This is a genomic window from Streptomyces sp. NPDC017940 (assembly GCF_044328435.1).
Taxonomy (GTDB): domain Bacteria; phylum Actinomycetota; class Actinomycetes; order Streptomycetales; family Streptomycetaceae; genus Streptomyces.
In genome coordinates, this window is record NZ_JBIRHJ010000001.1 from 581004 (window position 1) to 605901 (window position 24898).

The 24898-nt window shown below is 72.4% G+C and carries 21 protein-coding genes; 11 read left to right on the forward strand and 10 right to left on the reverse strand.

Features of this window, described 5'->3' with window-relative positions; all coding sequences use genetic code 11:
* Nucleotides 1–48: 48 nt before the first annotated feature.
* Nucleotides 49–621 (forward strand): TetR/AcrR family transcriptional regulator, encoded by a 573-nt coding sequence (locus tag ACH4DX_RS02365; RefSeq protein WP_398153688.1) that lies wholly within the window; start codon nt 49–51, stop codon nt 619–621.
* A 791-nt stretch (nt 622–1412) separates the two neighbouring features.
* On the forward strand, nt 1413–8039 hold the full coding sequence (locus ACH4DX_RS02370; RefSeq protein ID WP_398153689.1) for an amino acid adenylation domain-containing protein: 6627 nt from the start codon (nt 1413–1415) through the stop codon (nt 8037–8039).
* A 62-nt stretch (nt 8040–8101) separates the two neighbouring features.
* Here the strand turns inward: ACH4DX_RS02370 and ACH4DX_RS02375 are convergent, their stop codons facing one another.
* Both ACH4DX_RS02375 and ACH4DX_RS02380 read right to left on the reverse strand, forming a co-directional pair.
* A complete protein-coding gene (locus ACH4DX_RS02375; protein ID WP_398153690.1) occupies nt 8102–8308 on the reverse strand; it encodes a DUF397 domain-containing protein in 207 nt (68 codons plus the stop codon).
* Nucleotides 8290–9132, reverse strand: a complete 843-nt coding sequence (locus tag ACH4DX_RS02380; RefSeq protein ID WP_398117053.1) for a helix-turn-helix transcriptional regulator — start codon at nt 9130–9132, stop codon at nt 8290–8292. The genes ACH4DX_RS02375 and ACH4DX_RS02380 overlap by 19 nt, the downstream gene beginning before the upstream one ends.
* Nucleotides 9133–9356: 224 nt before the next feature.
* On the opposite strand from ACH4DX_RS02380, the gene ACH4DX_RS02385 reads away from it, so the two are divergent.
* From ACH4DX_RS02385 to ACH4DX_RS02410, 6 genes are all read left to right on the forward strand, one after another.
* Nucleotides 9357–9497 (forward strand): hypothetical protein, encoded by a 141-nt coding sequence (locus ACH4DX_RS02385; protein WP_398117055.1) that lies wholly within the window; start codon nt 9357–9359, stop codon nt 9495–9497.
* On the forward strand, nt 9494–9709 hold the full coding sequence (locus ACH4DX_RS02390; RefSeq protein WP_398117057.1) for a hypothetical protein: 216 nt from the start codon (nt 9494–9496) through the stop codon (nt 9707–9709). The genes ACH4DX_RS02385 and ACH4DX_RS02390 overlap by 4 nt, the downstream gene beginning before the upstream one ends.
* Nucleotides 9710–9755: 46 nt before the next feature.
* Entirely contained in the window at nt 9756–10052 is a 297-nt protein-coding gene (locus ACH4DX_RS02395) for a type II toxin-antitoxin system Phd/YefM family antitoxin (RefSeq protein ID WP_398153691.1), read from the forward strand.
* Complete coding sequence (locus ACH4DX_RS02400) at nt 10045–10497, forward strand: type II toxin-antitoxin system VapC family toxin (RefSeq protein ID WP_398117060.1); 453 nt, start codon at nt 10045–10047, stop codon at nt 10495–10497. Before ACH4DX_RS02395 ends, ACH4DX_RS02400 begins: the two co-directional genes overlap by 8 nt.
* 27 nt (nt 10498–10524) lie before the next feature.
* Nucleotides 10525–11277, forward strand: coding sequence for a DNA repair protein RecO (recO, locus tag ACH4DX_RS02405; protein WP_398153692.1), 753 nt, complete (start codon nt 10525–10527; stop codon nt 11275–11277).
* Between the two features lie 69 nt (nt 11278–11346).
* On the forward strand, nt 11347–12168 hold the full coding sequence (locus ACH4DX_RS02410; RefSeq protein ID WP_398117064.1) for an isoprenyl transferase: 822 nt from the start codon (nt 11347–11349) through the stop codon (nt 12166–12168).
* A gap of 47 nt (nt 12169–12215) precedes the next feature.
* Here ACH4DX_RS02410 and ACH4DX_RS02415 read toward each other — a convergent pair whose 3' ends face one another.
* The 4 genes from ACH4DX_RS02415 to ACH4DX_RS02430 form a co-directional block, all read right to left on the reverse strand.
* The gene (locus ACH4DX_RS02415) at nt 12216–12635 is read right to left on the reverse strand and encodes a Fur family transcriptional regulator (RefSeq protein ID WP_398117065.1); all 420 of its coding nucleotides are present in this window, start codon (nt 12633–12635) and stop codon (nt 12216–12218) included.
* A 93-nt stretch (nt 12636–12728) separates the two neighbouring features.
* The gene (locus ACH4DX_RS02420) at nt 12729–13622 is read right to left on the reverse strand and encodes a metal ABC transporter permease (protein ID WP_398153693.1); all 894 of its coding nucleotides are present in this window, start codon (nt 13620–13622) and stop codon (nt 12729–12731) included.
* Nucleotides 13623–13637: 15 nt separating this feature from the next.
* Nucleotides 13638–14426 (reverse strand): metal ABC transporter ATP-binding protein, encoded by a 789-nt coding sequence (locus ACH4DX_RS02425; RefSeq protein ID WP_398117067.1) that lies wholly within the window; start codon nt 14424–14426, stop codon nt 13638–13640.
* A gap of 41 nt (nt 14427–14467) precedes the next feature.
* A complete protein-coding gene (locus ACH4DX_RS02430) occupies nt 14468–15511 on the reverse strand; it encodes a metal ABC transporter substrate-binding protein (RefSeq protein WP_398153694.1) in 1044 nt (347 codons plus the stop codon).
* Between the two features lie 214 nt (nt 15512–15725).
* On the opposite strand from ACH4DX_RS02430, the gene ACH4DX_RS02435 reads away from it, so the two are divergent.
* The gene (locus tag ACH4DX_RS02435; protein WP_398117070.1) at nt 15726–17105 is read left to right on the forward strand and encodes a glycine--tRNA ligase; all 1380 of its coding nucleotides are present in this window, start codon (nt 15726–15728) and stop codon (nt 17103–17105) included.
* 75 nt (nt 17106–17180) lie between these two features.
* Entirely contained in the window at nt 17181–17384 is a 204-nt protein-coding gene (locus ACH4DX_RS02440) for a hypothetical protein (protein ID WP_398117072.1), read from the forward strand.
* A gap of 358 nt (nt 17385–17742) precedes the next feature.
* Here ACH4DX_RS02440 and ACH4DX_RS02445 read toward each other — a convergent pair whose 3' ends face one another.
* The 4 genes from ACH4DX_RS02445 to ACH4DX_RS02460 form a co-directional block, all read right to left on the reverse strand.
* Nucleotides 17743–19293, reverse strand: a complete 1551-nt coding sequence (locus ACH4DX_RS02445; protein ID WP_398153695.1) for a GMC family oxidoreductase — start codon at nt 19291–19293, stop codon at nt 17743–17745.
* Nucleotides 19294–19366: 73 nt separating this feature from the next.
* Nucleotides 19367–20806 (reverse strand): MFS transporter, encoded by a 1440-nt coding sequence (locus ACH4DX_RS02450; RefSeq protein ID WP_398153696.1) that lies wholly within the window; start codon nt 20804–20806, stop codon nt 19367–19369.
* Nucleotides 20807–20852: 46 nt separating this feature from the next.
* Nucleotides 20853–21923 carry a tRNA dihydrouridine synthase DusB gene (gene dusB / locus ACH4DX_RS02455; protein WP_398154161.1) on the reverse strand — a complete coding sequence of 357 codons (1071 nt, stop codon included), beginning with the start codon at nt 21921–21923 and terminating at the stop codon, nt 20853–20855.
* Between the two features lie 277 nt (nt 21924–22200).
* On the reverse strand, nt 22201–22995 hold the full coding sequence (locus tag ACH4DX_RS02460) for a helix-turn-helix transcriptional regulator (RefSeq protein ID WP_398154162.1): 795 nt from the start codon (nt 22993–22995) through the stop codon (nt 22201–22203).
* Nucleotides 22996–23393: 398 nt separating this feature from the next.
* Here ACH4DX_RS02460 and ACH4DX_RS02465 point away from each other — a divergent pair, with 398 nt between their 5' ends.
* Nucleotides 23394–24893: an MFS transporter gene (locus tag ACH4DX_RS02465; protein ID WP_398153697.1), complete on the forward strand. Its 1500-nt coding sequence runs from the start codon at nt 23394–23396 to the stop codon at nt 24891–24893.
* Nucleotides 24894–24898: the final 5 nt, after the last annotated feature.

Sequence of the window (24898 nt, forward strand, 5' to 3'; positions counted from 1 at the left end):
CGAAAGACCCGCGCCCCGCAGAACCCCCGCCCCGAAGAAGGTGTCCTCATGACCGAGCGCAAGGCCCGCGCCGACGCCGCCCGCAATCGCGAGGCCGTCCTCGCCGCCGCCGACGAGCTGTTCGCGCGCGGCGGCGGTCCGCGCGCGGTGTCCATGGAGCAGGTCGCGGCGGCGGCGGGCGTCGGCAAGGGCACCCTGTTCCGCCGCTTCGGCGACCGCAACGGCCTGGTCCGCGCGGTGTTCGGGGCCCGCAGCGAGGCGGTGCGCGCGGCCGTGGAGTCCGGGCCGCCGCCGCTCGGCCCGGGAGCGCCGGGGCGGGAGCGGGTGCCGGCGATCCTGGACGCCCTCCTCGCCTTCAAGCTCGACAACCGGCACCTGTCCCTCGCCCTGGAGGAGACGGGCGCGGGCAGCCCGTACGAGGTGGAGCACTACGGGTGGTGGCACGGCGTCGTGCGGGACGCGCTGGCTGACACGGCGGTGCCCGACGCCGGGTTCGCCGCGCACGCGCTGCTCGCGGCGGTCCGCGCCGACCTGGTGGAGCACCTGGCGTCGGCGGAGGGCATGCCGGGCCGTGCGATGCGGGAGCGCCTCGCCGCGTACGTGGCGAAAGTCGTCGGTTAGCGGGACGCCCGGCGTCCGCTTGCGGCCGTGCGGTGACGCGGCCGCGCGAATTCCCTGGGCGGGGCGGCGCGTTCCAGCCCCGTTTTCCTGTTCCGGGGTGTGCCGCGCAAAGGCTTGAAAGAGGGGCGGCAAAGGGCGCGTATTACGGGCGGAGTGGGCTCTTCGCCGTCCGGCACTTCCCGCCGTCGGCGCGATCGCACCCGGCGGATCCCGCCAAAATGGGCCGTCCGGTCAACCTTTCGGATATCCGTGCTGTTGCGCCCCCGCGGGCCGTCGGCGTATACACCCCGACGCCCCTCGCGTGGTGGGTGATCCTTACACCTAGGCTGCGAAAAGTCCGTACTTGTGGTGATGTACGCAATTTGTTTTAGCGTCTTGTTAACGGGACATCCCGACCGCCGCCCGCCCTGGACGACGCTGCGGACGCACCGACCGGGACCCGGCCGCGAGGTGCGGAAAAACAAGGTGGCATCGCCAAGGAAGCGCTATTCGGAAGGCTTCTCCTTTTCCTCGGGCGGGCGGGGGCGTTACGGTCGGCCGGGAGATCGACGCCGGTGACAGGAGCGGAAGTGCGCCTGAATGACGATGCGTGAACTCTCCAGGGGATTTCCCTGGGAGCGTTCTTTGGAATTTCTTGTGAGTTCTCCCTTCTGACTTGCCGCCCGAACTCCCGGCGGAGCGGCAGCGCGGCCCCGACGACCCCCCTGTCACCGCACCCGCCCGGGGCCGTTCCGGCCTGCCCACCGCCCTCCCCCCGTGTTCCGCAAGTGCTTACGAACCTTGGAGTTTTCGTGACTGACCTTCGTGGCTCCTCCGCCGGTGACGCGCCGACCCCCGGCGTGACCGTCGCGGCGTTATTCGCAGAGCGGGCGGCCGCGTCACCGGACGCCGTCGCCGTGACCGGTGCCACCGGCGAGTCGACCTACCGCCGGCTGGACGAGCGGTCCGACCGCCTGGCGCACGTGCTGCGGGCCAGGGGGGTGGTCCGGGAGTCGGTCGTCGCGGTGGCCCTGAGCCGCTCGGTGGAGTACGTGGAGACGGTCCTCGCCGTGCTCAAGGCGGGCGGCGCCTATCTGCCCCTCGACCCCGGATACCCGGCGCGGCGCCTCGCGTTCATGCTGGCCGACGCCGCGCCCACCGTCGTGGTGAGCGACCTCGCCACGCGCACGAAGCTGCCGGACAGCGACCTGCCCCACCTCCTGCTCGACGAGGACGCCACGGCCGCGGCGCTCGCCGCCGCCCCGGCAGGACCGCTGCCGCAGCAGGACGGCCTGCCGGACCACCTCGCCAACGTGATCTACACCTCCGGCTCCACGGGCACGCCCAAGGGCGTGGCCGTCACCCAGCGGGACGTGACGGACCTCGCCGCCGACCGGCTCTTCGACGGCGCGCACACCCGGGTCCTCCAGCACGCGCCGCTGGCCTTCGACGCCTCGACGTACGAGCTGTGGGTGCCCCTGCTGTCCGGCGGCACCGTCGTGGTGGCGCCCCCCGGGGTCCTGGACGGCGACGGCCTCGCCGCACTGATCACCCGGCACCGGGTCACCGCCCTGTTCGCCCCCGCGGGCCTGTTCCGGGTGGTCGCCGAGGAGCAGCCGGGCGCCTTCACCGGGCTCCGGGAGCTGTGGACCGGCGGCGAGGCGGTGTCCGCAGAGGCGGTGCGCCGCGTCCTGCGCGCCTGCCCCGGCCTCCTGGTGTATGACGTGTACGGGCCCACCGAGACCACCACGTTCGCCACCAGCCACCCCCTGCGGTCGGCAGACGAGGTGCCGGACTCGGTGCCCATCGGGACGACGATGGACGGGATGCGCGGCTATGTGCTCGACGCCGCGCTGCGTCCCGTGGCGCCCGGCGCTCCGGGTGAGTTGTACCTGGCGGGGGCCGGGCTCGCCCGCGGCTATCTGGGCCGCCGCGCCCTGACCGCCGAGCGGTTCGTGGCCTGCCCCTTCGACGGCTCCGGCGAGCGCATGTACCGCACCGGCGACGTGGTGGCGAGGGCGCAGGACGGCACCCTGGAGTTCCGCGGCCGCGCCGACGCCCAGGTGAAGATCCGCGGGTTCCGCATCGAGCCCGGCGAGATCGAGACCGCCCTGGAGACCCACCGCCAGGTGTCCCACGCCGTGGTCGACGTGCGTGGGACGCCGGGAGGCGGCGGCAGGCAGCTGGTGGCGTACACCGTGCCCGCGCTCGACGAGACCTTCGACGCGGGACGCGGCGGCGGCACCGGCCACTTCGTGCTCGACTCCGGCGTCGGCCCCGGCGAGCTGCGCGCCTACCTCGCCCAGCGGCTGCCCCCGTACATGGTCCCCGCCGCCTTCGTGGTGCTCGACGAACTGCCGCTGACGGTCAACGGCAAGGTCGACCGGGACGCCCTGCCCGATCCCGAGTTCCACGGCGCCCCCTACCGGGCGCCGCGCGACGAGCGCGAGGAGGCCATCGCCGCGCTCTTCGCCGAGGTGCTCGGCGCCGACCGCGTGGGCATCGACGACGACTTCTTCACCCTCGGCGGCGACAGCATCCAGTCCATCCAGGTCGCGACCCGCGCCCGCGCCCGGGGCATCGTGGTCGGCGCCCGCGAGGTGTTCGAGCACCGCACGGTCGCCGCGCTCGCCGAGGTCGTGACGGCGGCCGCGCCCGGTACCGCACCCGTCCTCGCGGAACTGGAGGGCGGCGGCACCGGCTTCCTGCCCCACCTGCCCGTCACCCACTGGGTACGGGACTGGGGCCCCGGCTTCGAGCGGTTCTCCCAGGCGATGGTCCTCGAACTGCCGCGGGGCATCGGGAGGCCGGGCCTCGTGGCCACGCTCGGCGCGGTGCTCGACCGGCACGACCTGCTGCGGGCCCGGCTCGTCGAGGCCGGGAACACCGACGACGCGGGGGTTCCCGGCGGCCCCGGCCTCGTCGTCGAGCCCGTCGGCGCACTCGACGCGGACGCCCTGGTACACCGCGTCGGCTGCGACGCCCCGTGGGACGCGGCGGGGGAGCGGGCCGGGGCCTGGCGCACGCTGCTCCTCGCCGAACTCGACGCCGCCGCCGGACGCCTCGACCCCGCGGCGGGGGTGATGGCGCAGTTCGTGTGGTTCGACGCGGACCCCGGGCGGGCGGGACGCCTCCTCGTCGTCCTGCACCACGTCGTCGTCGACGGCGTGTCCTGGCGCATCCTCATGCCGGACCTCGCCACCGCCTGGCGCCAGGTCCGCGACGGCCACGAGCCCGAACTGCCCCCCGTCGGCACCTCCGCACGCCGCTGGGCGCACGCCCTGGCCGAGGAGGCGGGGCGCCCCGCGCGCACCGCGGAGCTGAAGCTGTGGCGGTCGATCGTCGAGGGCCCCGACCCGGTGCTCGGCGCCCGCCGCCTGGACCCGGCGGTGGACGTGGTCGCCACGCTCTCCCGCACCCGCGTGCGGCTCCCGGCCGAGGTCACCGAGACGCTCCTGACCACACTGCCCGCCGCGTTCCACGGCGGTGTCAACGACGGGCTCCTGGCCGCCCTCGCCCTCGCCGTCACCAAGTGGCGGGCCGCACGCGGAGTACGGGAGACGTCCTCCCTGATCCGCCTGGAGGGCCACGGCCGCGAGGAGGCCGCGGCGCCCGGCGCCGACCTGTCCCGCACGGTCGGCTGGTTCACCAGCGCCTTCCCGGTCCGCCTGGACGTCGCGGGCGCCGACCTGGAGGAGGCCTTCGCGGGCGGCGCGGCGGCCGGAGCCGTCCTCAAGGCGGTCAAGGAGCAACTCCTGACCGTGCCCGACAAGGGCATCGGCTACGGCCTGCTGCGCCACCTCAACCCCGAGACGGCCGCCGTGCTCGCACCGCACCCGATGGGGCAGATCGGCTTCAACTACCTGGGCCGCTTCTCCGCCGGCGCCGACATGCCCGCGGAGCTGCGCGGCCTCGGCTTCACCCAGGACACGGGCGTCGCCGACCTCGCGGAGCTGGACGCGGGCCAGGACCCCCGGATGCGGGCCCCTGCGGAGCTGGACATCAACGCGCACGTCACCGACACCCCCGAAGGCCCCCGCCTCGGCGCCCTGTTCACCGCGCCCGAGGGCGTACTGAGCGAGACGGAGGTACGGGAACTCGCCGAGCTGTGGTGCGAGGCCCTGCGCGGCCTCGCCCGGCACGCCGACCGCCCCGGCGCGGGCGGCCTGACGCCCTCCGACGTGCCCCTGGTGACGGTGGCCCAGGCCGACATCGAGAACTGGCAGCGGCGCTACCCCGATCTCGGTGACATCTGGCCGGTGTCCCCGCTCCAGAAGGGCCTGCTCTTCCACTCCATGATGGCCCTGGAGTCCGGCGCCGCCTTCGACGCCTACCTCTGCCAGTACACCCTGCACCTGTCCGGCGACATCGACCCCGCCCGCCTGCGCACCGCCTGCCAGGCCCTGGTGCGGCGCCACCCCGCGCTGCGCGCGGCCTTCGTACCGGGACCCGACGACGAACTCGTCCAGCTCGTCATGGACACCGTCGAACTGCCCTGGGAGCAGCGCGACTACCGGGACCTCAACGACGCGGCGCGCGAGGCACGCCTGGAGGAGTTCCTCGCCGAGGACCTGACCGTCCTGTTCGACCCGGCCCGCCCGCCCATGCTGCGGATGGCCCTGCTCACCCTCGCCCCCGACCGCCACGAACTCGTCCTGACCGTCCACCACGCCCTGTTCGACGGCTGGTCCCTGCCGCTGCTCACCCAGGACCTGCTGCGCCTGTACGCCGCCGACGGCGACCTCGGCGCACTGCCGCGCCCCCGCAGCTACCGCGAGTACCTGACCTGGCTCTCCCGCCAGGACACCGCGGAACCCGCGCGGGCCTGGCAGCGCGAACTCGACGGGGTCGAGGAGCCCACCCTGCTCTTCCCCGGCGCCGAGTCCGACGCCGAGAGCACCGGCATCGGCCTCTCCGACGTCCCCCTGTCCGCGGCCCACGCCCGCGACCTGGCCCGCCGCGCCGCCGACCACGGCGTCACCCTCAACACCCTCGTCCAGGGCGCCTGGGGCGTCCTCGTCGGCCACCTCACCGGACGCCAGGACGTACTGCTCGCGGCGCCCGCGTCGGGACGCCCGCCGACGCTCGCGGGAGTGGACTCGATCGTCGGCATGTTCCTCAACGCGCCGCCGGTGCGCGTGCGCTACTCGGCGGGGGACTCCCTCGGGCAGGTGCTGTCCGACCTCCAGGCGCGGCAGGCCGGGCTCCTCGAACACCACCACTACAGCCTCGCCGACATCCAGCGCGGCGCGGGCCTGCCGACGCTGTTCGACTCGGCGATCGGCTTCGAGTCCTTCCCCCTCGACCGCGAGGCCATCGCCGAGGCCGGTGCCGCCGCCGGGTTCACCGTCACCGGCATGCGCACGTTCACCGCCACGCACTACCCGGTGACCGTGTACGTCTACCCGGACGGCCCGCAGCTGCGCCTGGTCGTGCACTACCAGCGGCACGTCCTCGACCAGGACGCTGCGGACGCGCTCGCCGACCGGTTCGGGCGGGTCCTGAGCCGGTTCGCTAAGGACCCGCACGCCCGGGTCGGCGACATCGACGCCCTCGCGGCCGCCGAGCGCCACCAGGTCCTCACCGGCTTCAACGCCACCGACCACCCGCGCCCCGACGCCACCGTCACCGACCTCTTCGCGCGGCGCGTCACCGCGGACCCCGACGCGACGGCCGTCGTCGACACCGACGGCACCCCCCTCACGTACCGGGAACTCGACGAGCGCGCCAACAGCCTCGCCCGGCTCCTGCGGGCCAACGGTGTGCACCAGGACGCGGTCGTGGCCGTCGCCCTGCGCCGCTCCGCCGCGTACGTCGTCACGGTCCTCGCCGCGCTCAAGGCGGGCGGCGCCTACCTGCCCGTCGACCCCGACTACCCGGCCGAGCGCCTGGAGTTCATGCTCCGCGACGCCGCACCCGTCGTCCTGGTCACCGACACCGCCACCGCCGCCGAGCTCCCCGAGCACGACAGCCCGCACCTGATCCTGGACGATCCCGCCACCGCGGCGGACCTCGCCGCGGCCCCGGCGGACGACCTGCCGCCGTCCTGGCGCGGGCATCCGGCGCAGCTCGCCTACGTGATGTACACCTCCGGCTCCACCGGCACCCCCAAGGGCGTCGGCGTCACCCAGCACGGTGTGGCGGGACTCGCCTCGGACCGCTGCTACGCGGGGAACGCGCACGAGCGGGTCCTGATGCACTCCACGCAGGCCTTCGACGCCTCCACCTACGAACTGTGGGCGCCGCTCCTGAACGGCGGCGCCGTGGTCGTCGCGCCGCCCGGGCGCCTGGACGTCGGCACGCTGTCCGGGCTGATCGCGGAGCGCCGGATCACCGGACTCCTGGTCGCCGCGGGCCTGTTCAAGGTCGTGGCGGAGGAGGCACCGGAGGCCTTCACCGGGGTCCGCGAGGTGTGGGCCGGTGGTGACGTGGTGCCGCCCGCCGCCGTGGAGCGGGTCCTCGCCGCCTGCCCCGGGATCAGGGTCGTCGACGCCTACGGCCCCACCGAGGCCACCATGGCCGCCTCCATCCACCCCATGGCGGCGCCCGAGGACATCGGCGCGGTGGTCCCGATCGGCCGCCCCCTGGACAACACCCGCCTCTACGTCCTGGACCCGGCCCTGCGCCCGGTGCCGCCCGGCGTCCCCGGCGAGCTGTACATCGCGGGCGAACGCCTGGCCCGCGGCTACCGTGACCGGCACGCCCTCACCGCCGAACGCTTCGTCGCCTGCCCCTTCGCGGGCCCCGGCGAACGCATGTACCGCACCGGCGACGTGGTGGCCTGGACCCCGGAGGGGCGCCTGGTCTTCCGGGGCCGCGCCGACACCCAGGTCAAGATCCGCGGCTTCCGCATCGAACCCGGCGAGATCCAGAGTGCCCTGGAGCAGCACGACGACGTCTCGCACGCGGTGGTCGTCCCCCGCGAGGACCCCTCCGGGCAGCAGGGCAAGCAGCTCGTGGCGTACGTGGTCCCGGCGCGGGCCGGGGGCGCGGCCTCCCTCTCCACGGAGGAACTGCGCACCTTCGTGTCGCAGTCCCTGCCCGAGTACATGGTCCCCGCGGCCTTCGTGCTCCTCGACGAGCTGCCGCTGACCGCCAACGGCAAGGTGGACCGGGCCGAGCTGCCCGAGCCCCAGGGCGCGGCCCGCGCCTACGTCCCGCCGAGCACCCCGCAGGAGGAGCAGCTCTGCGACCTGGTCGCCCAGGTGCTGAAGGTCGAGCGGGTCGGCATGAGCGACGACTTCTTCGAACTGGGCGGCGACTCACTGCTCGCGACGCGTCTCGCCAGCCGCATCGGCAAGACGCTCGGCGCCGGTGTGCCCATCCGGGCGGTGTTCGAGGCCGACGACATCGCGGCCCTCGCCCGCACCGTGCGGAACGCTTCGGCCGTGCGGCGCCCGAAGCTGCGCCGCATCAACAGGAGCGCGCCCACGGGGTGACCTCCGGCACGGCGTTCCCGGCCCGGGGGCCACGTTTCCCCCCGGGCCGGGACCCGCTTCCGTCAGACGCCGCCGCCCCGCACTCCCTCGAGGAAGGCCGTCCAGGCGCCGGGGGTGACGATCACGGCGGGGCCGTGGGGGGCTGCTTTGCTGTCCCGTACGGGGACGATGCCGGGTATGCCTTCGGCGACTTCAAGGCAGTTGCCGTTGTTGTCGTCGCTGTGGCTGCTCTTGCGCCAGCGGGCGGCGTTCAGTTCGTGCTTGTGCATCGTCTGTAGTCCTCCGCCGCCGACTCGATCAGAGGCAGGGACGCCTCCGGCGACAACGAGGCGGCCTTGATGAGATCGTAGGCCTCTCGGGCACGCTGCACCATCGACGGATCGTCCACCAGACTTCCTAGATACGCCCCCTCTGTATAGGCAGTCGGCGGGGCGTCGTCGAACTCCATGATCTTCATCATCTTGCCCATGACGGGGAACGCTCCCTCGGCGAAGGGCAGGACTTGCACGAGTACCACCCGTTCGCCCACCAGGGCGGCGATGTGCTCAAGTTGCTCGGCCATGGTGGCTGATCCCCCCACGGGGACGCGTAGGACCGACTCGTGCAGGACTACCCAATACACGGGTCTGGCGGCGTCCTTGAGGATGTCTGCGCGCTCCAAGCGGGACTTGACCTTGTCGGCGATGTACTCGTCCGCAGCGAACCAGTTGCCTGCCCGCATGATGGCCGTCGCGTACGCGGGTGTCTGCAACAGCCCAGGTACGATCATCGGCTCGAACTCGTAGATCCTGGTCGCCATGCGCTCAAGCTCTACAACGGCTTCGAAATACTCGGCGTACCGCTTGTCTTTGATCAGTTTCCGCCACATGCGCTCGAAAAAACCATCGGTTTGCAGAACGGCGTCAATCCGCTGAGCCACGTCCAACTGCGGCTTACGAATAGCCTGTTCGAACTGCCCGATGTAGCCGCCGGACACGAATACCCGCGAACCCAGCTCGACCTGTGTGAACGGGGCCTCCTCCCGGCGCCGCTTCAGCTCCGCGCCGAAGAACTCCCAGGCAGCCTGCCTGGAACCGTGCATACCTCTGGCCATGGAAGAACTCCCGTCCTCAGCCCCGCACTTGTAGTGCACAGACTCCTGCCAACTGTAGACGCATTGCGTCACCGTGAAGACACGAAGCGTGAAACCCATCGATGAAGGGGAGCCCAGTGACGGCGAGTGGAGCCACAGGCAAGCGGCACTCAGCGGAGTGCGTGCGAGAGGCGGAGGAAACAGTGGAGCAATTGCGGGCGGCCCTGAGAGGGGCAGGAATCGCGTTGCCGTCCTTGCGGCTCGATCCGGTGACGGTCGACAGGGAGGCACCGTGCCCGCTGGTGGAACTGGGCCGCTGCTCGGTGGGGACGGCGGCACGCCTGGCGGTGGTGCTGCTGCCGGGGCGGGAAGAGGTGCCCGGGTGAATTTTCCGATCGGGACGTACGCGGTGGACACCCGTACCGACACAGTGGGCCGGGTGATGGGCCAGGAGGGCCCGTACGTACAGCTGCGGCCCTACGGCGGCGGCAGGGAGTGGGACTGCGCGCCGGAGGTGCTGAGGATGGCGACGACCGCGGAGCGCCTGCGCGCGGCCACGGCGTACGCGAACGCCCGCAGCCGCGGGGAGGTGTCGTGAGGTGACGCGGCGCGCCAGGGTGTAGAACGGGTAGTACGCTGAGGGTATGGCTGGAGACATGGAAGGCGCCCGCGAGGTCCCGCTGCGGGAACTCAATCAGCAGACTTCCCGCGTCATGGCTCGCGTCGCGGCGGGCGAGACGGTGACGATCACCAAGGACGGCGTGCCGATAGGCGACATCGTGCCCAGAGGCGGTCGCTCGGGGCGGCCCTCATACCCGTTCCGCACGGACGGGATGGGGCCGCTCGACCTGCCGGATCTCGACGGCCCGGCGCTTGCCGACGAGGAGATCGACGAGGTCCTCCTGGGCATGGGCTCGGCCGGGGGCGCGGCGGATGTCTGACGTGCCGGTGGCGATCGCGGACACCAACGCCTTGTACCGCCTGTTCACGCCGAAGGATCCACGCCATGGGGCGCACCGGGAGGCGCTGGCCCGCGTCGGGCACCTGGTGGTCTCGCCCATGGTGCTCACGGAGCTGGACTACCTGCTGACCGAACGGGTCGGCGCCCAGGCATCCATGACCGCTCTCGACTTCATCGCGGGACAGGCGGAGGCGCGCCGCTTCGAGATTCCGGAGACTTCTCCGCATCTGCGTGCGGCCATGGCGGTGATGCGTGGCTACGGGGACGCGGCCGGCGGCAAGGGGGTCGGCCTGGCGGACGCCATGAACGTCGCGCTGGCGGCGGCCTTCCAGACGGCCGACATGCTGACCACGGACACGCATTTCCGCATGATGCGTCCCCTCACCGCGCACAGTGCCTTCCGGCTGCTCCCCGACGACTTGTGAGGGGTTGCCGTACGGGACAATGGGTCCATGAGCCTGTTCCGTGACGACGGTGTCGTGCTGCGCACCCAGAAGCTGGGTGAGGCGGACCGCATCATCACGCTGCTCACGCGCGGGCACGGGCGGGTGCGGGCCGTCGCGCGCGGGGTGCGGCGCACGAAGTCCAAGTTCGGGGCGCGGCTCGAACCCTTCTCGCACGTGGACGTGCAGTTCTTCGCGCGGGGGGGCGAGCTGGTCGGGCGCGGGCTCCCGCTGTGCACGCAGAGCGAGACCATCGCTCCGTACGGTGGCGGCATCGTCACCGACTACGCGCGCTACACCGCGGGCACGGCCATGCTGGAGACGGCGGAGCGGTTCACCGACCACGAGGGGGAGCCCGCCGTACAGCAGTACCTTCTCCTCGTCGGCGGCCTGCGCACCCTCGCCAGGGGCGAACACGCGCCGCATCTGGTCCTGGACGCCTTCCTGCTGCGCTCCCTCGCCGTGAACGGCTACGCGCCGAGCTTCGACGCCTGCGCGAAGTGCGGCATGCCGGGCCCCAACCGCTTCTTCTCGGTCGCCGCGGGCGGCTCGACTTGCGTCGACTGCCGCGTTCCGGGCAGCGTCGTGCCCTCGGCGGAGACGCTGACGCACCTCGGCGCGCTGCTCACCGGCGACTGGGACACGGCCGACGCCTGCGAGGCGCGGCACGCCCGCGAGGGCAGCGGGCTCGTATCGGCCTATCTGCACTGGCACTTGGAGCGCGGCCTGCGCTCACTTCGGTACGTAGAGAAAAACGTATAGAAGAGTACAGAAGCGATCAGAAGCGTACGCAAACGCAGCGACACGCAGAGAAAACGGAGTAGTCACCTCATGGCACGACGCGGAATCCTCGGACGGTCCCGCCGCGAGTACAAGCTGCCCGAGCCCCACCCCTCGGGAGCGCGACCGCCGAAGATCCCCGGCGAGCTGGTCCCCAAGCACGTCGCCGTCGTCATGGACGGCAACGGCCGGTGGGCCAAGGACCGCGGCCTGCCGCGCACCGAGGGCCACAAGGTCGGCGAGGGCGTCGTGCTCGACGTCCTCAAGGGCTGCCTGGAGATGGGCGTCAAGAACCTGTCCCTGTACGCCTTCTCCACCGAGAACTGGAAGCGGTCCCCGGAAGAGGTCCGCTTCCTGATGAACTTCAACCGGGACGTCATCCGGCGACGCCGCGACGAGATGGACGAACTGGGCATCCGCATCCGCTGGGTCGGCCGCATGCCCAAGATGTGGAAGTCCGTCGTACAGGAGCTCCAGGTCGCACAGGAGCAGACCGTCAAGAACGACGCGATGACCCTGTACTTCTGCGTCAACTACGGCGGACGCGCCGAGATCGCCGACGCCGCGCAGGCCCTCGCCCGCGACGTCGCCGCGGGCAGGCTGGACCCCTCGAAGGTCAACGAGAAGACCTTCGCCAAGTACATGTACTACCCGGACATGCCGGACGTGGACCTCTTCCTGCGCCCCAGCGGCGAACAGCGCACCTCCAACTACCTCATCTGGCAGTCCAGCTACGCCGAAATGGTCTTCCAGGACGTCCTGTGGCCCGACTTCGACCGCCGCGACCTGTGGCGCGCCTGCCTGGAGTACGCCTCCCGGGACCGCCGCTTCGGCGGGGCGATCCCGAACGAGGAGCAGATCGCCAACAGCTGAGCGGTCAACCGGTCGGCCGGTCAACCGCTCACAGGGGTGTGGACTGCTCAGGTCTGGGCGGAGGAGCAGTCCACGCACGTACCGAAGATCTCCACCGTGTGCGCCACGTTCACATACCCGTGCTCCGCCGCGATGGCCTCCGCCCACTTCTCCACCGCGGGGCCCTCGACCTCCACGGCCTTGCCGCAGACACGGCAGACCAGGTGGTGGTGGTGCTCGCCGGTCGAACAGCGGCGGTAGACGGACTCGCCCTCGTTGGTGCGCAGGACGTCGACCTCGCCGGCGTCGGCCAGGGACTGGAGCGTGCGGTAGACCGTCGTGAGGCCCACGGAGTCGCCGCGGTGCTTGAGCATGTCGTGCAGCTCCTGCGCACTGCGGAACTCGTCCACCTCGTCGAGCGCCGCAGCCACAGCGGCGCGCTGCCGGGTCGACCGGCCTCGTACGGGGGGTCCCGCAGCCGTCGTCACAGGTGCCTCCTAGCACTCGTCCGCACTTCTCGTGGTGCGTCGTCTCGCCCGCCCATTGTGCCAGGTCGCTGCCGGACGGTGACCAGAGTGATCTCAGACAGTGACGTCGTCCGATGTGGTGCGCGCGCCCGGGACCCCGGCAGTGCATGCCGTGTCACGGGCCGCGGAGAGCCGCGCCCTTCTGCGGGCGAGGGGCGTCGCGAGCAGCGTGAGCACCATGAACACGCCGATCGTCAGGAGCACGATCGTCGCTCCCGGCGGCACGTCCTGGTAGTACGAGGTGACCGTGCCGCCGAGCGTCACACCGACCCCGATGGCCACCGCGACCGCGAACGTCGCGGCGAAGCTCCTGGTGAGCTGCTGTGCCGCCGCCACCGGCACCACCATCAGCGCCGACACGAGCAGCAGGCCCACGACCCTCATGGCCACCGTGACCGTGACCGCCGCGGTGACCGCCGTCAGGAGGTTCAGGGCCCGCACCGGCAGACCCGTCACCCGCGCGAACTCCTCGTCCTGGCTCACCGCGAACAACTGGCGGCGCAGGCCCACCGTGACGAGGACCACGAACGCGGCGAGCAGACAGATCGCCGTCACGTCGTCGTCCGAGACCGTGGACAGGGAGCCGAAGAGGTAGGAGCTGAGGTTGGCGTTGGAACCGCCCGGCGCGAGGTTGATCAGCATCACGCCGCCCGCCATGCCGCCGTAGAACAGCATCGCGAGCGCGATGTCACCGCGGGTCCTGCCGTACCAGCGGATCAGCTCCATGACCACCGCTCCGGCCACCGCCACCGCCGTCGCCATCCACACGGGGGAGGTCGAGAGGAGGAAGCCGAGGCCGACACCGGTCATGGCGACGTGGCCGATTCCGTCGCCCATGAGGGCCTGGCGGCGCTGGACGAGATAGATCCCGACCGCGGGGGCGGTGACGCCGACGAGGGCGGCGGCGAGCAGCGCCCGCTGCATGAACGCGTAGTTCAGGAATTCCATGACGATCGCCGGTCCTCAGGTGAGCAGGCCGGTGCGGACCGGGGCCGCGTCGGCGTCGTGGGGGTGGACGTGGTCGTGGCCCGGCAAGGCGTGCTGGCCGACGGCCTCGGGCGGCGGGCCGTCGTGCAGCACGCAGCCGTCGCGCAGCACCACCGCGCGGTCGATGAGGGGCTCCAGGGGGCCGAGCTCGTGCAGGACGAGCAGCACGGACGCGCCCTGCTCGACCTGGTGGCGCAGGGTGGCCGCGAGGACCTCCTGGCTCGCCAGGTCGACGCCCGCCATCGGCTCGTCCATGATCAAAAGCTCCGGGTCGGAGGCCAGGGCGCGGGCGATCAGGACCCGCTGGTGCTGGCCGCCGGACAGGGCGTCTACGGAGTCCTTGGCGCGGTCCGCCATGCCGACCTGCTCCAGGGCGTGCGTGACGGCCTCGCGGTCGGCCTTGCGCAGCATCCCGAAGCGGGCGCGCGCGAGGCGGCCCGACGTCACGACCTCGGCGACCGTCGCGGGCACCCCGCCCGCGGCCGTGGTGCGCTGCGGGACGTACCCGACCCGCGCCCAGTCGCGAAAGCGCCTGCGGGGCGTGCCGAAGATCTCGACGGAGCCGCCGGTGACCGGCACCTGGCCGATGACCGTGCGGACGGCCGTGGACTTGCCCGAGCCGTTCGCGCCGAGCAGCGCGACGACCTCGCCGCGGCCGACGGTGACGTCGATGCCGCGCAGGACCGGGCGGCCGCCGAGCTCCGCCGTCACCTGGCGCAGGGATATGACGGGCTCACCGACGGGCGCACCCTTGGCTTCGGCCATGGCGGACACCTTCCGTGACGGTCTGGGGGTGGGAGGGGGGTTCACTTGGCGCCGAGCGCCTTCTTGAGGGCGGCGAGGTTGGACCGCATCACCTGGATGTAGTCGTCGCCCCTCGACTTCTCGGTGATGCCCTCGACGGGGTCGAGCACATCCGTCTTCAGGCCCGCGTCGTCCGCGAGGGTCCTCGCGGTCTTGTCGCTGACGAGCGTCTCGTGGAAGACCGTGGTCACGCCGTCGGCCTTCGCCATCCTCTGGAGGTCCTTGACGCGGTTCGCGCTGGGCTCGCCCTCCGGGTCGAGGCCGGTGATGGCCTCCTCGGTGAGGCCGTAGCGCTCGGCGAGGTAGCCGAAGGCGGCGTGGGTGGTGATGAAGACCCTGTCGGCGGACCGGGTGTCCTTCAGGCCGTTCTCGAACTCCGTGTCCAGGCCCTTGAGCTTCTTCACCAGGGCCGCGGTGTTCTTCTCGTACGTGGCCCCGTGCTCCGGGTCGGCCTTGGCGAAGGCCTTGCCGACACCCTCGGCGACCTCGGCGTACCGCACCGGGTCGAGCCAGATGTGCGGGTCCTTGCCGCCGTGGTCGTGATCGTGACCGTGGCCTTCGTGGCCCTCTTCCTCGGCGTGCCCGTCTTCCCCGTCTTCACCGGCGTGCTCGTCGTGCTCGTCGTGCTCGTCCGAGTGTTCCTCCGCATGCCCGCCGACCTCGTTGCCGTGCTTCTCCATGCTGGTCAGGGAGCCGGCGTCGATCTTGGTCTTGATGCCGGACTGGCCGACGGCCTCGTCCACGGACGGCTGGAGGCCCTTCAGGAAGAGGGCGGCGTCCGCGTTCTCCAGCTGCGCCGTCTGCTTGGCGCTGATCTCCAGGTCGTGCGGCTCCTGGCCGGGCTCCGTGAGGCGGGTGACCTCGACGTCGTCGCCGCCGATCTCCTTGGCCAGGAACTCCATGGGGTAGAACGACGCGACCACGTCCAGCTTGTCCTCGCTGTTCTTGTCCGCCGCGTCGGAGGAGCAGGCGGTGAGGGCCGTCAGGCCGAGAACCGTGGCGGTGGCGAGGGCCGCGGTGGATATGAGGCGTCGTCGTACGTTCATGACAGTCATTTTCAACGATATTGGAAACCGTTGTCAACAAAATGCCGATCTGTGCCCGTCCGCCGACGCTCGGCAACCGCCGGAACCGGCCCGTACCGGAACCGATTTGATCCGAGGGGTACGGCCGCCGGTAATCTGAAGCATTCGCTCCTGAGGCATGCGCTTCGTCAGCCCCGAAGCGTGGCTTCGCCGTCGTCGTAATGAAGAGAGCACCGTGGCCGCCGACAAGATCGACACCATCGTCAGCCTGAGCAAGCGCCGAGGCTTCGTCTTTCCGTGCAGTGAGATCTACGGCGGCCAGCGCGCCGCCTGGGACTACGGACCTCTGGGCGTGGAGCTGAAGGAGAACCTCAAGCGCCAGTGGTGGCGCTACATGGTCACCTCGCGGGAAGACGTCGTCGGCATCGACTCGTCCGTGATCCTGGCCACCGAGGTCTGGCAGGCCTCCGGCCACATCGCCACCTTCACGGACCCCCTCACCGAGTGCACCTCCTGCCACAAGCGCTTCCGCGCGGACCACCTGGAGGAGTCGTACGAGGAGAAGAAGGGCCGCGCGCCGGAGAGCCTCGCCGACATCAACTGCCCCAACTGCGGCAACAAGGGCCAGTTCACCGAGCCCAAGCAGTTCTCCGGCCTGCTCTCCACCCACCTCGGCCCCACCCAGGACAGCGGCTCCGTCGCCTACCTGCGGCCCGAGACCGCCCAGGGCATCTTCACCAACTTCGCCCAGGTGCAGACCACTTCGCGACGCAAGCCGCCGTTCGGCATCGCCCAGATGGGCAAGTCCTTCCGCAACGAGATCACGCCCGGCAACTTCATCTTCCGCACCCGCGAGTTCGAGCAGATGGAGATGGAGTTCTTCGTCAAGCCGGGCGAGGACGAGAAGTGGCAGGAGTACTGGATGGAGCAGCGCTGGAACTGGTACACCGGCCTCGGCATGCGCGAGGAGAACATGCGGTGGTTCGAGCACCCGAAGGAGAAGCTCTCCCACTACTCCAAGCGCACCGCCGACATCGAGTACCGCTTCCAGTTCGGCGGCAGCGAGTGGGGTGAGCTGGAGGGCGTCGCCAACCGCACGGACTACGACCTGTCGGCGCACTCCAAGGCCTCCGGCCAGGACCTCTCCTACTTCGACCAGGAAGCCGGCGAGCGCTGGACGCCGTACGTCATCGAGCCCGCCGCCGGTGTCGGCCGCACGATGCTGGCCTTCCTGCTCGACTCCTACGTGGAGGACGAGGCGCCCAACGCCAAGGGCAAGCTGGAGAAGCGCACCGTCATGCGCTTCGACCACCGCTTGGCCCCGGTGAAGGTCGCGGTCCTGCCGCTGTCCCGTAACCCGGAGCTGTCCCCGAAGGCCAAGGGCCTCGCGGCGGCGCTGCGGCAGAACTGGAACATCGAGTTCGACGACGCCGGTGCGATCGGGCGGCGTTACCGCCGCCAGGACGAGATCGGTACGCCGTTCTGCGTCACCGTCGACTTCGACACCCTTGAGGACAACGCGGTCACCGTGCGCGAGCGCGACACCATGAAGCAGGAGCGGGTGTCCCTCGATCAGATCGAGGGCTATCTCGCCGCGCGTCTCGTGGGCTGCTGACGTTCACTCCCTCTTGGCGTGCAGGGCCCCCGGTTCCGCTCACGGAGCCGGGGGCCTTGCTGCACACTGGGCGCCATGCCTTCGACGACCACGAGCAAGGTCAGCAGATGGGACCAGCACGGGCGGCAGCACGTTGTGCACGTGCGCAAGGTGGGCGTGCAGCGGCAGTTGTCGTGCGACACCTGCGGGTGGGGTCGCAGGGTCCAGTTCCTGCCCTGGCTCAAGGCCGAGGAGCACTTGACCCGCGAGCACCAGGCCACCGTGGACCCCTCGGCGTAGCTCCCCCCCTCGGCCGAAGCCGTGCCTTGACGGGGCCTCCGTCGGGGGGCGCCGGAGCGGCGCTGTTCGACCGCGTAGCGGTGTGTCTTTTTGGTGCGGGTGCGGTGTGGCTGGTCGCGCAGTTCCCCGCGCCCCTATTGGGGCCCCGTCAGGGGCGCGGGGAACGGCGCGCTCAGCCAGGAAGCACTTGCAGCCGCATGGGGCCGTGCCGGAACGGCGCTGTTCGACCGCGTAGCGGTGCGTCTTTTTGGTGCGGGGGCGCTGTGGCTGGTCGCGCCGTTCCCCGCGCCCCTTTCGGGGCGCACAGTCCCCCCGGGCCCAACGGGACCCCGCAGCCTTGCCAGGGAGGGCGGGGAGGCTAGGCGGGGGGGCGGAGTAAGGTTGCTGCCTTTTGTGCGATGGCCATCGTGGCGGCGGCCGTGTTCACGGACACGATTCGCGGCATCACCGACGCGTCCGCGACCCGCAGCCCACGGACCCCCCGCACCCGCAGCTCGGGGGTGACCACGGCCGCCCCCGCCCCGGCGGGCCCCATCGCGCAGGTGCCCGCCAGGTGGAAGTACGGGCCCGTGGCCGCCGCCAGGAACGCGCGCAGGTCCGCCGGGTCCCGTACCCGGGCTCCCGGGAGCACCTCCCGGGAACCCCACTCCGCGAACGGACCGGCGGCCGCCACCTCCCGGGCCACCTCGATGCCGTGCAGCATGCGCTCCACGTCGGAGGCGTCCCCGAGGTACCCGGGGTCGATCAGGGGCGGCGTCGCGGGGTCGGCGTCCGCCAGGCGCACCGAGCCCCGGGCGCGCGGCACCGTGGCGACCCCCATCGTGAAACCGTTCTCCGGGCCCGCCATCGTCGGCGGGTGGTACGGCACATGAATGAACATCAGCTGCATGTCAGGGCCGGGTAGCGACGGATCGCTGCGCCAGGCGAGGGACGCCTCGGAGAGGTTGACGCGGCCCGCCGGCACGGGGCGCTCAGTCGCGTACACCAGACCGCACAGCGGGTGGTCCTGGAGGTTCGCGCCCACGCCCGGCAGGTCGACGCGCACCCCGATGCCGATCCGGCGCAGCGCGTCGGCGGGCCCGATGCCGGACAGCATGAGGAGGCGTGGCGAGTCGACCGCGCCCGCGCTGACGACCACCTCGGCACGGGCCCGTACCGTGCGCCGCTCGCCGTGCCGTACGAACTCCACGCCCGTGCACCGGTCCCCGTCGAAGAGGAGCCGAAGGGCGCGGGAGTCCGCGGACACCGTCAGGTTCGGGCGGCGCCCGGCGACCGGGTGCAGGAAGGCGTCGGCGGCGCTCTGCCGCAGGCCGTCGACGACCGTCACGTCGTGCAGGCCCGCGCCCTCCTGGCGGTGGCCGTTGAAGTCGTCGGTGAGCGGATGCCCCGCGGCTTCCGCGGCGGCCACGAAGGCGAGGGAGAGCGGGTTGACGTCGGCGTCGGCGGCGGGCGAGGGACGCAGCGGCCCGCTCTCGCCGCGCAGGCCGCCGTTCCGCCCGGAGGGCACCGACTCGAGGCGCCGGAAGCAGGGCAGCAGGTCGTCGAAGCCCCAGCCCTCGCAGCCCGCCGCCGCCCACGCGTCGTAGTCCGCGCGGTGGCCGCGCAGGAACACCATGGCGTTGATCGCGCTGGAACCGCCGAGGGTCCGGCCCCGCGGGCAGGGCGGCGTCAGCCCGCCGAGGCCCTGCTGCGGCACCGTGGCATAGCCGTGGTCCACCTCGGTGCCCCACAGCGAGGGCCACGCGAACGGCGTCGCCAGGTCCGCCGTCGTCTCGCGGGGGCCCGCTTCGAGGAGCAGCACGCTGGTGTCCGCGTCCTCGCTGAGCCGCGCGGCGAGCACGCACCCGGCCGACCCGGCACCGACGACGACGTAGTCGGCCTCCGTCAACTCGTCCGCCCCTGAAGCCACTTGACCCTCCTGATGCCGTTGCTGCCGCCCGTGAGCCCACCGGGTCCAGAGAATCAGGCGGGGCGCGGAGGAGTCAGCGGAACGGGGGAATCGGGCGTGGCAGCGCCGTCCGCCGAGCCGTGCCGCGCGCCCACGCACCGCTGCTCAGCGCCCCGAGGACCAGCACCGCGAGCCCGCAGCCCGCGATCACCCACCAGGCGGGACGGCTCGCCCCCGTGAAGTCGTCCGCGTACGAAGCGGTGTGCGCGGCGGCCACCCCCGAGGCCAGGACCGCGCCGATGACCGCGACCCCGAGGGTCTGGCCGATCTGGCGGCTCGTGGACGCCACGGCGGCGGCGACACCCGCCTGGGCGCGGGGCATGCCGGCCACCGCCGTGTTGGTGATGGGCGCGTTCACGAAGCCGAAGCCCAGACCGAACAGGACGTAGGCCAGCACCCGGCTCGGCGCGGCCTCCTCCGCCTCGAAGGCCGCGAAGAGCACCCCCGAGGCCGTCATCGCCACGCCCGCGACGAGCAGCGACAGACGCGGCCCCCGGCTGCCCACGAGCCGCCCCGACAGCGGCGCGCACACCAGCGTCATCGCCGCCATCGGCAGCATCCACAGACCGGCGTGCAGGGCGTCGAGACCGCGTACGTCCTGGAGGTAGAGGGTGGACAGGAACAGGAAGCCGCCGAGCGCGGCGAACGCGGCGACCGCGATCACGGTGGCGCCGCTGAACGGTGCCGAGCGGAAGAAGCGCAGATCGATCAGGGGCTCCGCGCGGCGCGGCTCGTACAGGACCAGGCCCACGAGGGCCGCGACCGCGGTCGCCGCGAACGCCAGGATCAGGGGGGACGTCCAGCCCGCCGACGGCGCCTCGATGATCGCGTACGTGAGGGCGCCGAGCAGGCCGATCACCAGGAGCTGGCCCACCGGATCGGGGCGGCGCGGCTTGGGGGCGCGGGACTCGGGGACGTAGCGGGCGGTGAGGACAAGGGCCGCGAGCCCCACCGGCAGATTGATCCAGAAGATCGACCGCCAGCCCACCGAGTCCACAAGCACCCCGCCCACCAGCGGCCCCGCCGCCATGGAGATGCCGACGACACCGCCCCACACCCCGATGGCGCGGGCCCGCTCGCGCGGCTCGGTGAAGGTGTTCGTGATGATGGACATCGCCACCGGGTTGAGCATCGACCCGCCCACGGCCTGCACCGTGCGGAACGCCACCAGGCACTCCAGGTTGGGCGCGAGCGAACACAGCACCGAGCCGAGCGTGAAGACGACCAGGCCGGCCTCGAACACCCGGCGCCGCCCGATCCGGTCCGCCGTCGAACCCGCCAGCATGAGCAGCGAGGCGAGGACGAGGGTGTAGGCGTCGATCGTCCACTGCATGCCGGACACACTGGCGTCGAGCTCCCGGCGCAGCGTGGGCAGCGCCACGTTCAGGACGGTGTTGTCGAGGCTCACGATCAGCAGGCTCATGCAGCAGATCGCGAGGACCAGCATCCGGCGCCGGTGACTGAGCTCGGGCATACCGCCGACCGTATCCCCAGGGGCTGTCCGGCGCCCGGGCGGGCTGTCAGCCCCCGGAGGTGTCCAGTTCCGCGTCCGCGGAGATGCCCGCGCAGTCGTAGGGGTCCTTCAGCCAGCCGTCCGGCAGGACCACGCGGTTGTTGCCTGAGGTGCGGCCGCGGGGCCCGTCGGCGCCGAGCGGCCAGCCCTGGTCGAGGTCCAGCTCGCTAAGGCCGTCCTCCAGCTCCGCGAGCGAGGACGTGACGGCGAGCCGCTTGCGCATCTCCGAGCCGACCGCGAACCCCTTCAGGTACCAGGCGACGTGCTTGCGGAAGTCGATGACACCCCGCGCCTCGTCACCGATCCACTCCCCGAGGAGCGCGGCGTGCCGCAGCATCACGGCGGCGACCTCCCGCAGCGCGGGCGCCGCGGGCGCGCCGGTCCCCTCGAACGCGGCGACCAGGTCCCCGAAGAGCCACGGCCGCCCGAGGCACCCGCGCCCGACCACGACCCCGTCGCACCCGGTCTCGCGCATCATCCGCACCGCGTCCGCCGCCGACCAGATGTCGCCGTTGCCGAGCACCGGGATCTCCGGGACGTGCTCCTTGAGGCGGGCGATCGCGTCCCAGTCCGCCGTGCCGCCGTAGTGCTGCGCCGCCGTCCGCCCGTGCAGGGCGATCGCGGTCACGCCCTCCTCGACGGCGATGCGGCCCGCGTCCAGGAACGTGATGTGGTCGTCGTCGATGCCCTTGCGCATCTTCATGGTGACCGGCAGGTCCCCGGCGCCGCTCACCGCCTCCCGCAGGATGGACCGCAGCAGAGGGCGCTTGTAGGGCAGGGCGGAGCCGCCGCCCTTGCGGGTCACCTTGGGGACGGGGCAGCCGAAGTTCAGGTCGATGTGGTCGGCGAGGTCCTCTTCCGCGATCATGCGGACGGCCTTGCCGACGGTCGCTGGGTCCACCCCGTACAGCTGGATCGAGCGCGGCTTCTCGCTCGCGTCGAAGTGGATCAGCTGCATGGTCTTCTCGTTGCGCTCCACCAGCGCGCGCGTGGTGATCATCTCGCTGACGAAGAGACCCTTGCCGCCGCTGAACTCCCGGCACAGCGTCCGGAACGGCGCGTTCGTGATCCCGGCCATCGGCGCGAGCACCACGGGCGGCTGGACGACGTGCGGGCCGACGGCGAGCGTGGGCGGCGACACGGGCTGCCGCGCGGGCGGTGACGGCTGCCCGGGCTGCGACGGCGGTGACGGCTGCCCGGGCTGCGACGGCTGCGCGGGCTGCGTCGACGGCTGCGCGGGCGGCGGCGTCAGCGGCTGGGACATCGGGCGGCACTCCGGGAACGTACGGGACTGGGGCAAGCTCCCATTGTCCCCCACCGGACACGCTCCCATTGTCCCCACCGGACACGCGCCTCTACGCCGGCTCCGCGAGCCGTCCGAGCCGCCGCTCCGTCTCCTCGTCGGCGGGCACATAGGCGACGAGGCGGTGCGCCTGCGGCTGCGGGGCCATCCACAGGTTGCGGTGCTCCAGCCTGAGCAGCCCCACCTCGGGGTGCCGGTACCGCTTGACGTGCGGTGACATCGGCGCCACCTCGTGCCGGCGCCACAGCTCGCGGAACTCCGCGGACACCCGCAGCAGACCGTCGAGCCGCTCCTTCCACGCGGGCTCCGCCACGTGCTCGGCCATGCCCGTGCGGTACTTGGCGATCAGATCGCGCAGCATCTCGTCCCGGTCGAGGAACGACTCGCGCCAGTGCTCGCTGGTGGTGAGCAGCCACAGGCAGTTGCGTTCGCGCGGCGGCAGCTCGGTCAGCTCGCCGAAGAGCTGCGCGAAGGGACGGTTGTGCGCGAGGACGTCGTACCGGGTGTTCTGGAGGGTGGCCGGGTAGGGCGCGATGGTGTGCATCAGACGCAGCGCGGTCGGGGAGAGCAGCGGGCACTCGTAGTCGTCGGGGCGGGGGTCGACGACGCCGGCGAGCACGAAGAGGTGGCCGCGCTCGGTCGGGTCCATGAGCAGTGCGCGGGCGATGGCGTCCAGGACCTGGGCGGAGACCCGGATGGCCCGGCCCTGCTCCAGCCACGTGTACCAGGTGACCCCGACCGCGGACAGCTGCGCGACCTCCTCGCGGCGCAGCCCGGGCGTGCGGCGGCGGGCGCCGCGGACCAGGCCGACCTGCTCGGGCGAGATCCGCTCGCGGCGGCTGCGCAGGAAGGCCGCGAGCTCCCGGCGCCGGGTGACGGCGTCCGCGGCGGGCGGCTCCCGCGGCGGCTGCGCGGGGGCCTCGCCGGGCGGCTGCGCGGGCGGCTCCCCGGATGGCTGCGCGGTCGTCTCCCCGGCCGTCTCCCCGGATGGCTGTGCGGGCACCTCGCCGGGCGGCTGCGCGGTCGTCTCCCCGGGCGGCTGCGCGGGTGGCTCCCCGGACGGCTCCCCGGACGGCCGCGCGGGCACGTGCACGGGGGTCCTCGGGTCGACGACGGAGGTCGCGGGCTCGGTGGTGGTGGTCACGCCCCCAGCCTTCCCCACCCCGCACCGCGTTGCCAGGTGCGCCTACTACCAGGATAAAGACACTCTGGTACCCCCCTCGGCACCCGCTCATCGTCGTACCCGTGACTGCGACGACAGACGGCACCCCGCCCCGTACACCGACCGCTTCCCCGCACCGCCCGGGTGCACCGGGACCCGCGGGCCCCCCGCACCCGCCGCACCCGTCGCACCCGCGGACCCCCGTCCTCACCCCGCTCGGCCTGGTCACCGTCCTGCTCGGCGCCGCCCTGCCGATGGTCGACTTCTTCATCGTCAATGTGGCACTGGCCGACATCGAGGCCGACCTGCACGCACCCGCCGCCACCCTGGAGATGGTGGTCGCGGGCTACGCCGTCGCCTACGCCGTGCTCCTCGTGCTCGGCGGGCGGCTCGGCGACACCTACGGCCGGCGCACGCTGTTCCTGTGGGGCGCCGCCGCCTTCGGGCTCACCTCGCTGGCCTGCGGGCTGGCGCCGACGGCCTGGTGGCTCGTGGCGGCGCGCGCGGCCCAGGGCGCGGCGTCCGCGGTGATGCTGCCGCAGGTGCTCGCCACCATCCACGCGACGACGGGCGGGGAGCGGCGCGCCCGGGCCGTCTCGCTGTACGGCTCGGTCGGCGGGGTCTCCATGGTGCTCGGGCAGATACTCGGCGGCGTCCTGGTCGCGGCCGACGTCGCGGGCACCGGATGGCGCATGGTCTTCCTGGTGAACGTGCCGGTGGCCGCGCTCGCGCTGCTGCTCGCGGTCCGCTCGGTGCCGGACAGCCGGGCGGAGCGTCCCGCGCGCGGCGACCTGGCGGGCACGGTGCTGCTCGCCGTGTCCCTGACGGCGTTCCTGCTGCCCCTCACCGAGGGCAGGGCCGCGGGCTGGCCGCTCTGGTCGGTCCTCGCGCTGGTCGCCTCCCCGTTGCTGATCCTGGCGTTCGCTGCCGTGGAGCGGCGCGCGGAGGCGGGTGGCGGCAGTCCGCTGCTTCCGCCGTCCCTGCTGCGCGAACCCGGCGTCCGCCGGGGCCTGTTGATCGGCCTGCCCATCTTCATCGGGTTCAGCGGCTGGATGTTCGTGAGCGCGGTGACGCTCCAGAAGGGGCTCGACTACGGCGCACTCGAGGCGGGGCTGACCCTGATACCGATGGGGGTCGCCCAGTTCGCCGCGTCGCTGCTCGCGCCCCGTCTGGTGCACCGGCTCGGCAGCCGGGCCCTGACCCTGTGCGCGCTGGTGCACGGCACCGGCGTCGCTGTGCTCGCCCTGACCGTGCTGTGGGCGCCGTGGTCCGCCCTCACGCCGCTCGCCCTGGCGCCGGGCCTCGCCCTGTGCGGCTTCGGCCAGGGCGTCCAACTGCCCCTGTACTTCCGCGTCCTGCTGTCCGCCGTGCCCGCGGCGCGGGCCGGGGCCGGGAGCGGGCTCGCGGCGACGGTCCAGCAGTCCTGCCTCGCGGTGGGCGTGGCCACGCTCGGCTCGCTGTTCCTCGCGATGGAGTCGGGCACCGGCATCCGCGAGGCCTTCGCGACGGTCCTCGCCCTCCAGCTCGTGGGCCTCCTCGCCCTGGCCGCCCTGAGCCTGCGGCTGCCGCGGGAGCCGGCCTGAGCCCC

Coding starts and splice junctions, on each gene's coding strand:
- ACH4DX_RS02395 (WP_398153691.1), top strand. CDS start 9,756: ATGGCTGGAGACATGGAAGGCGCCCGCGAGGTCCCGCTGCGGGAACTC.
- ACH4DX_RS02400 (WP_398117060.1), top strand. CDS start 10,045: ATGTCTGACGTGCCGGTGGCGATCGCGGACACCAACGCCTTGTACCGC.
- ACH4DX_RS02420 (WP_398153693.1), bottom strand. CDS start 13,622: ATGGAATTCCTGAACTACGCGTTCATGCAGCGGGCGCTGCTCGCCGCC.
- recO (WP_398153692.1), top strand. CDS start 10,525: ATGAGCCTGTTCCGTGACGACGGTGTCGTGCTGCGCACCCAGAAGCTG.
- ACH4DX_RS02410 (WP_398117064.1), top strand. CDS start 11,347: ATGGCACGACGCGGAATCCTCGGACGGTCCCGCCGCGAGTACAAGCTG.
- ACH4DX_RS02450 (WP_398153696.1), bottom strand. CDS start 20,806: ATGCCCGAGCTCAGTCACCGGCGCCGGATGCTGGTCCTCGCGATCTGC.
- ACH4DX_RS02425 (WP_398117067.1), bottom strand. CDS start 14,426: ATGGCCGAAGCCAAGGGTGCGCCCGTCGGTGAGCCCGTCATATCCCTG.
- ACH4DX_RS02365 (WP_398153688.1), top strand. CDS start 49: ATGACCGAGCGCAAGGCCCGCGCCGACGCCGCCCGCAATCGCGAGGCC.
- ACH4DX_RS02380 (WP_398117053.1), bottom strand. CDS start 9,132: ATGGCCAGAGGTATGCACGGTTCCAGGCAGGCTGCCTGGGAGTTCTTC.
- ACH4DX_RS02375 (WP_398153690.1), bottom strand. CDS start 8,308: ATGCACAAGCACGAACTGAACGCCGCCCGCTGGCGCAAGAGCAGCCAC.
- ACH4DX_RS02440 (WP_398117072.1), top strand. CDS start 17,181: ATGCCTTCGACGACCACGAGCAAGGTCAGCAGATGGGACCAGCACGGG.
- ACH4DX_RS02430 (WP_398153694.1), bottom strand. CDS start 15,511: ATGAACGTACGACGACGCCTCATATCCACCGCGGCCCTCGCCACCGCC.
- dusB (WP_398154161.1), bottom strand. CDS start 21,923: ATGGCCGGGATCACGAACGCGCCGTTCCGGACGCTGTGCCGGGAGTTC.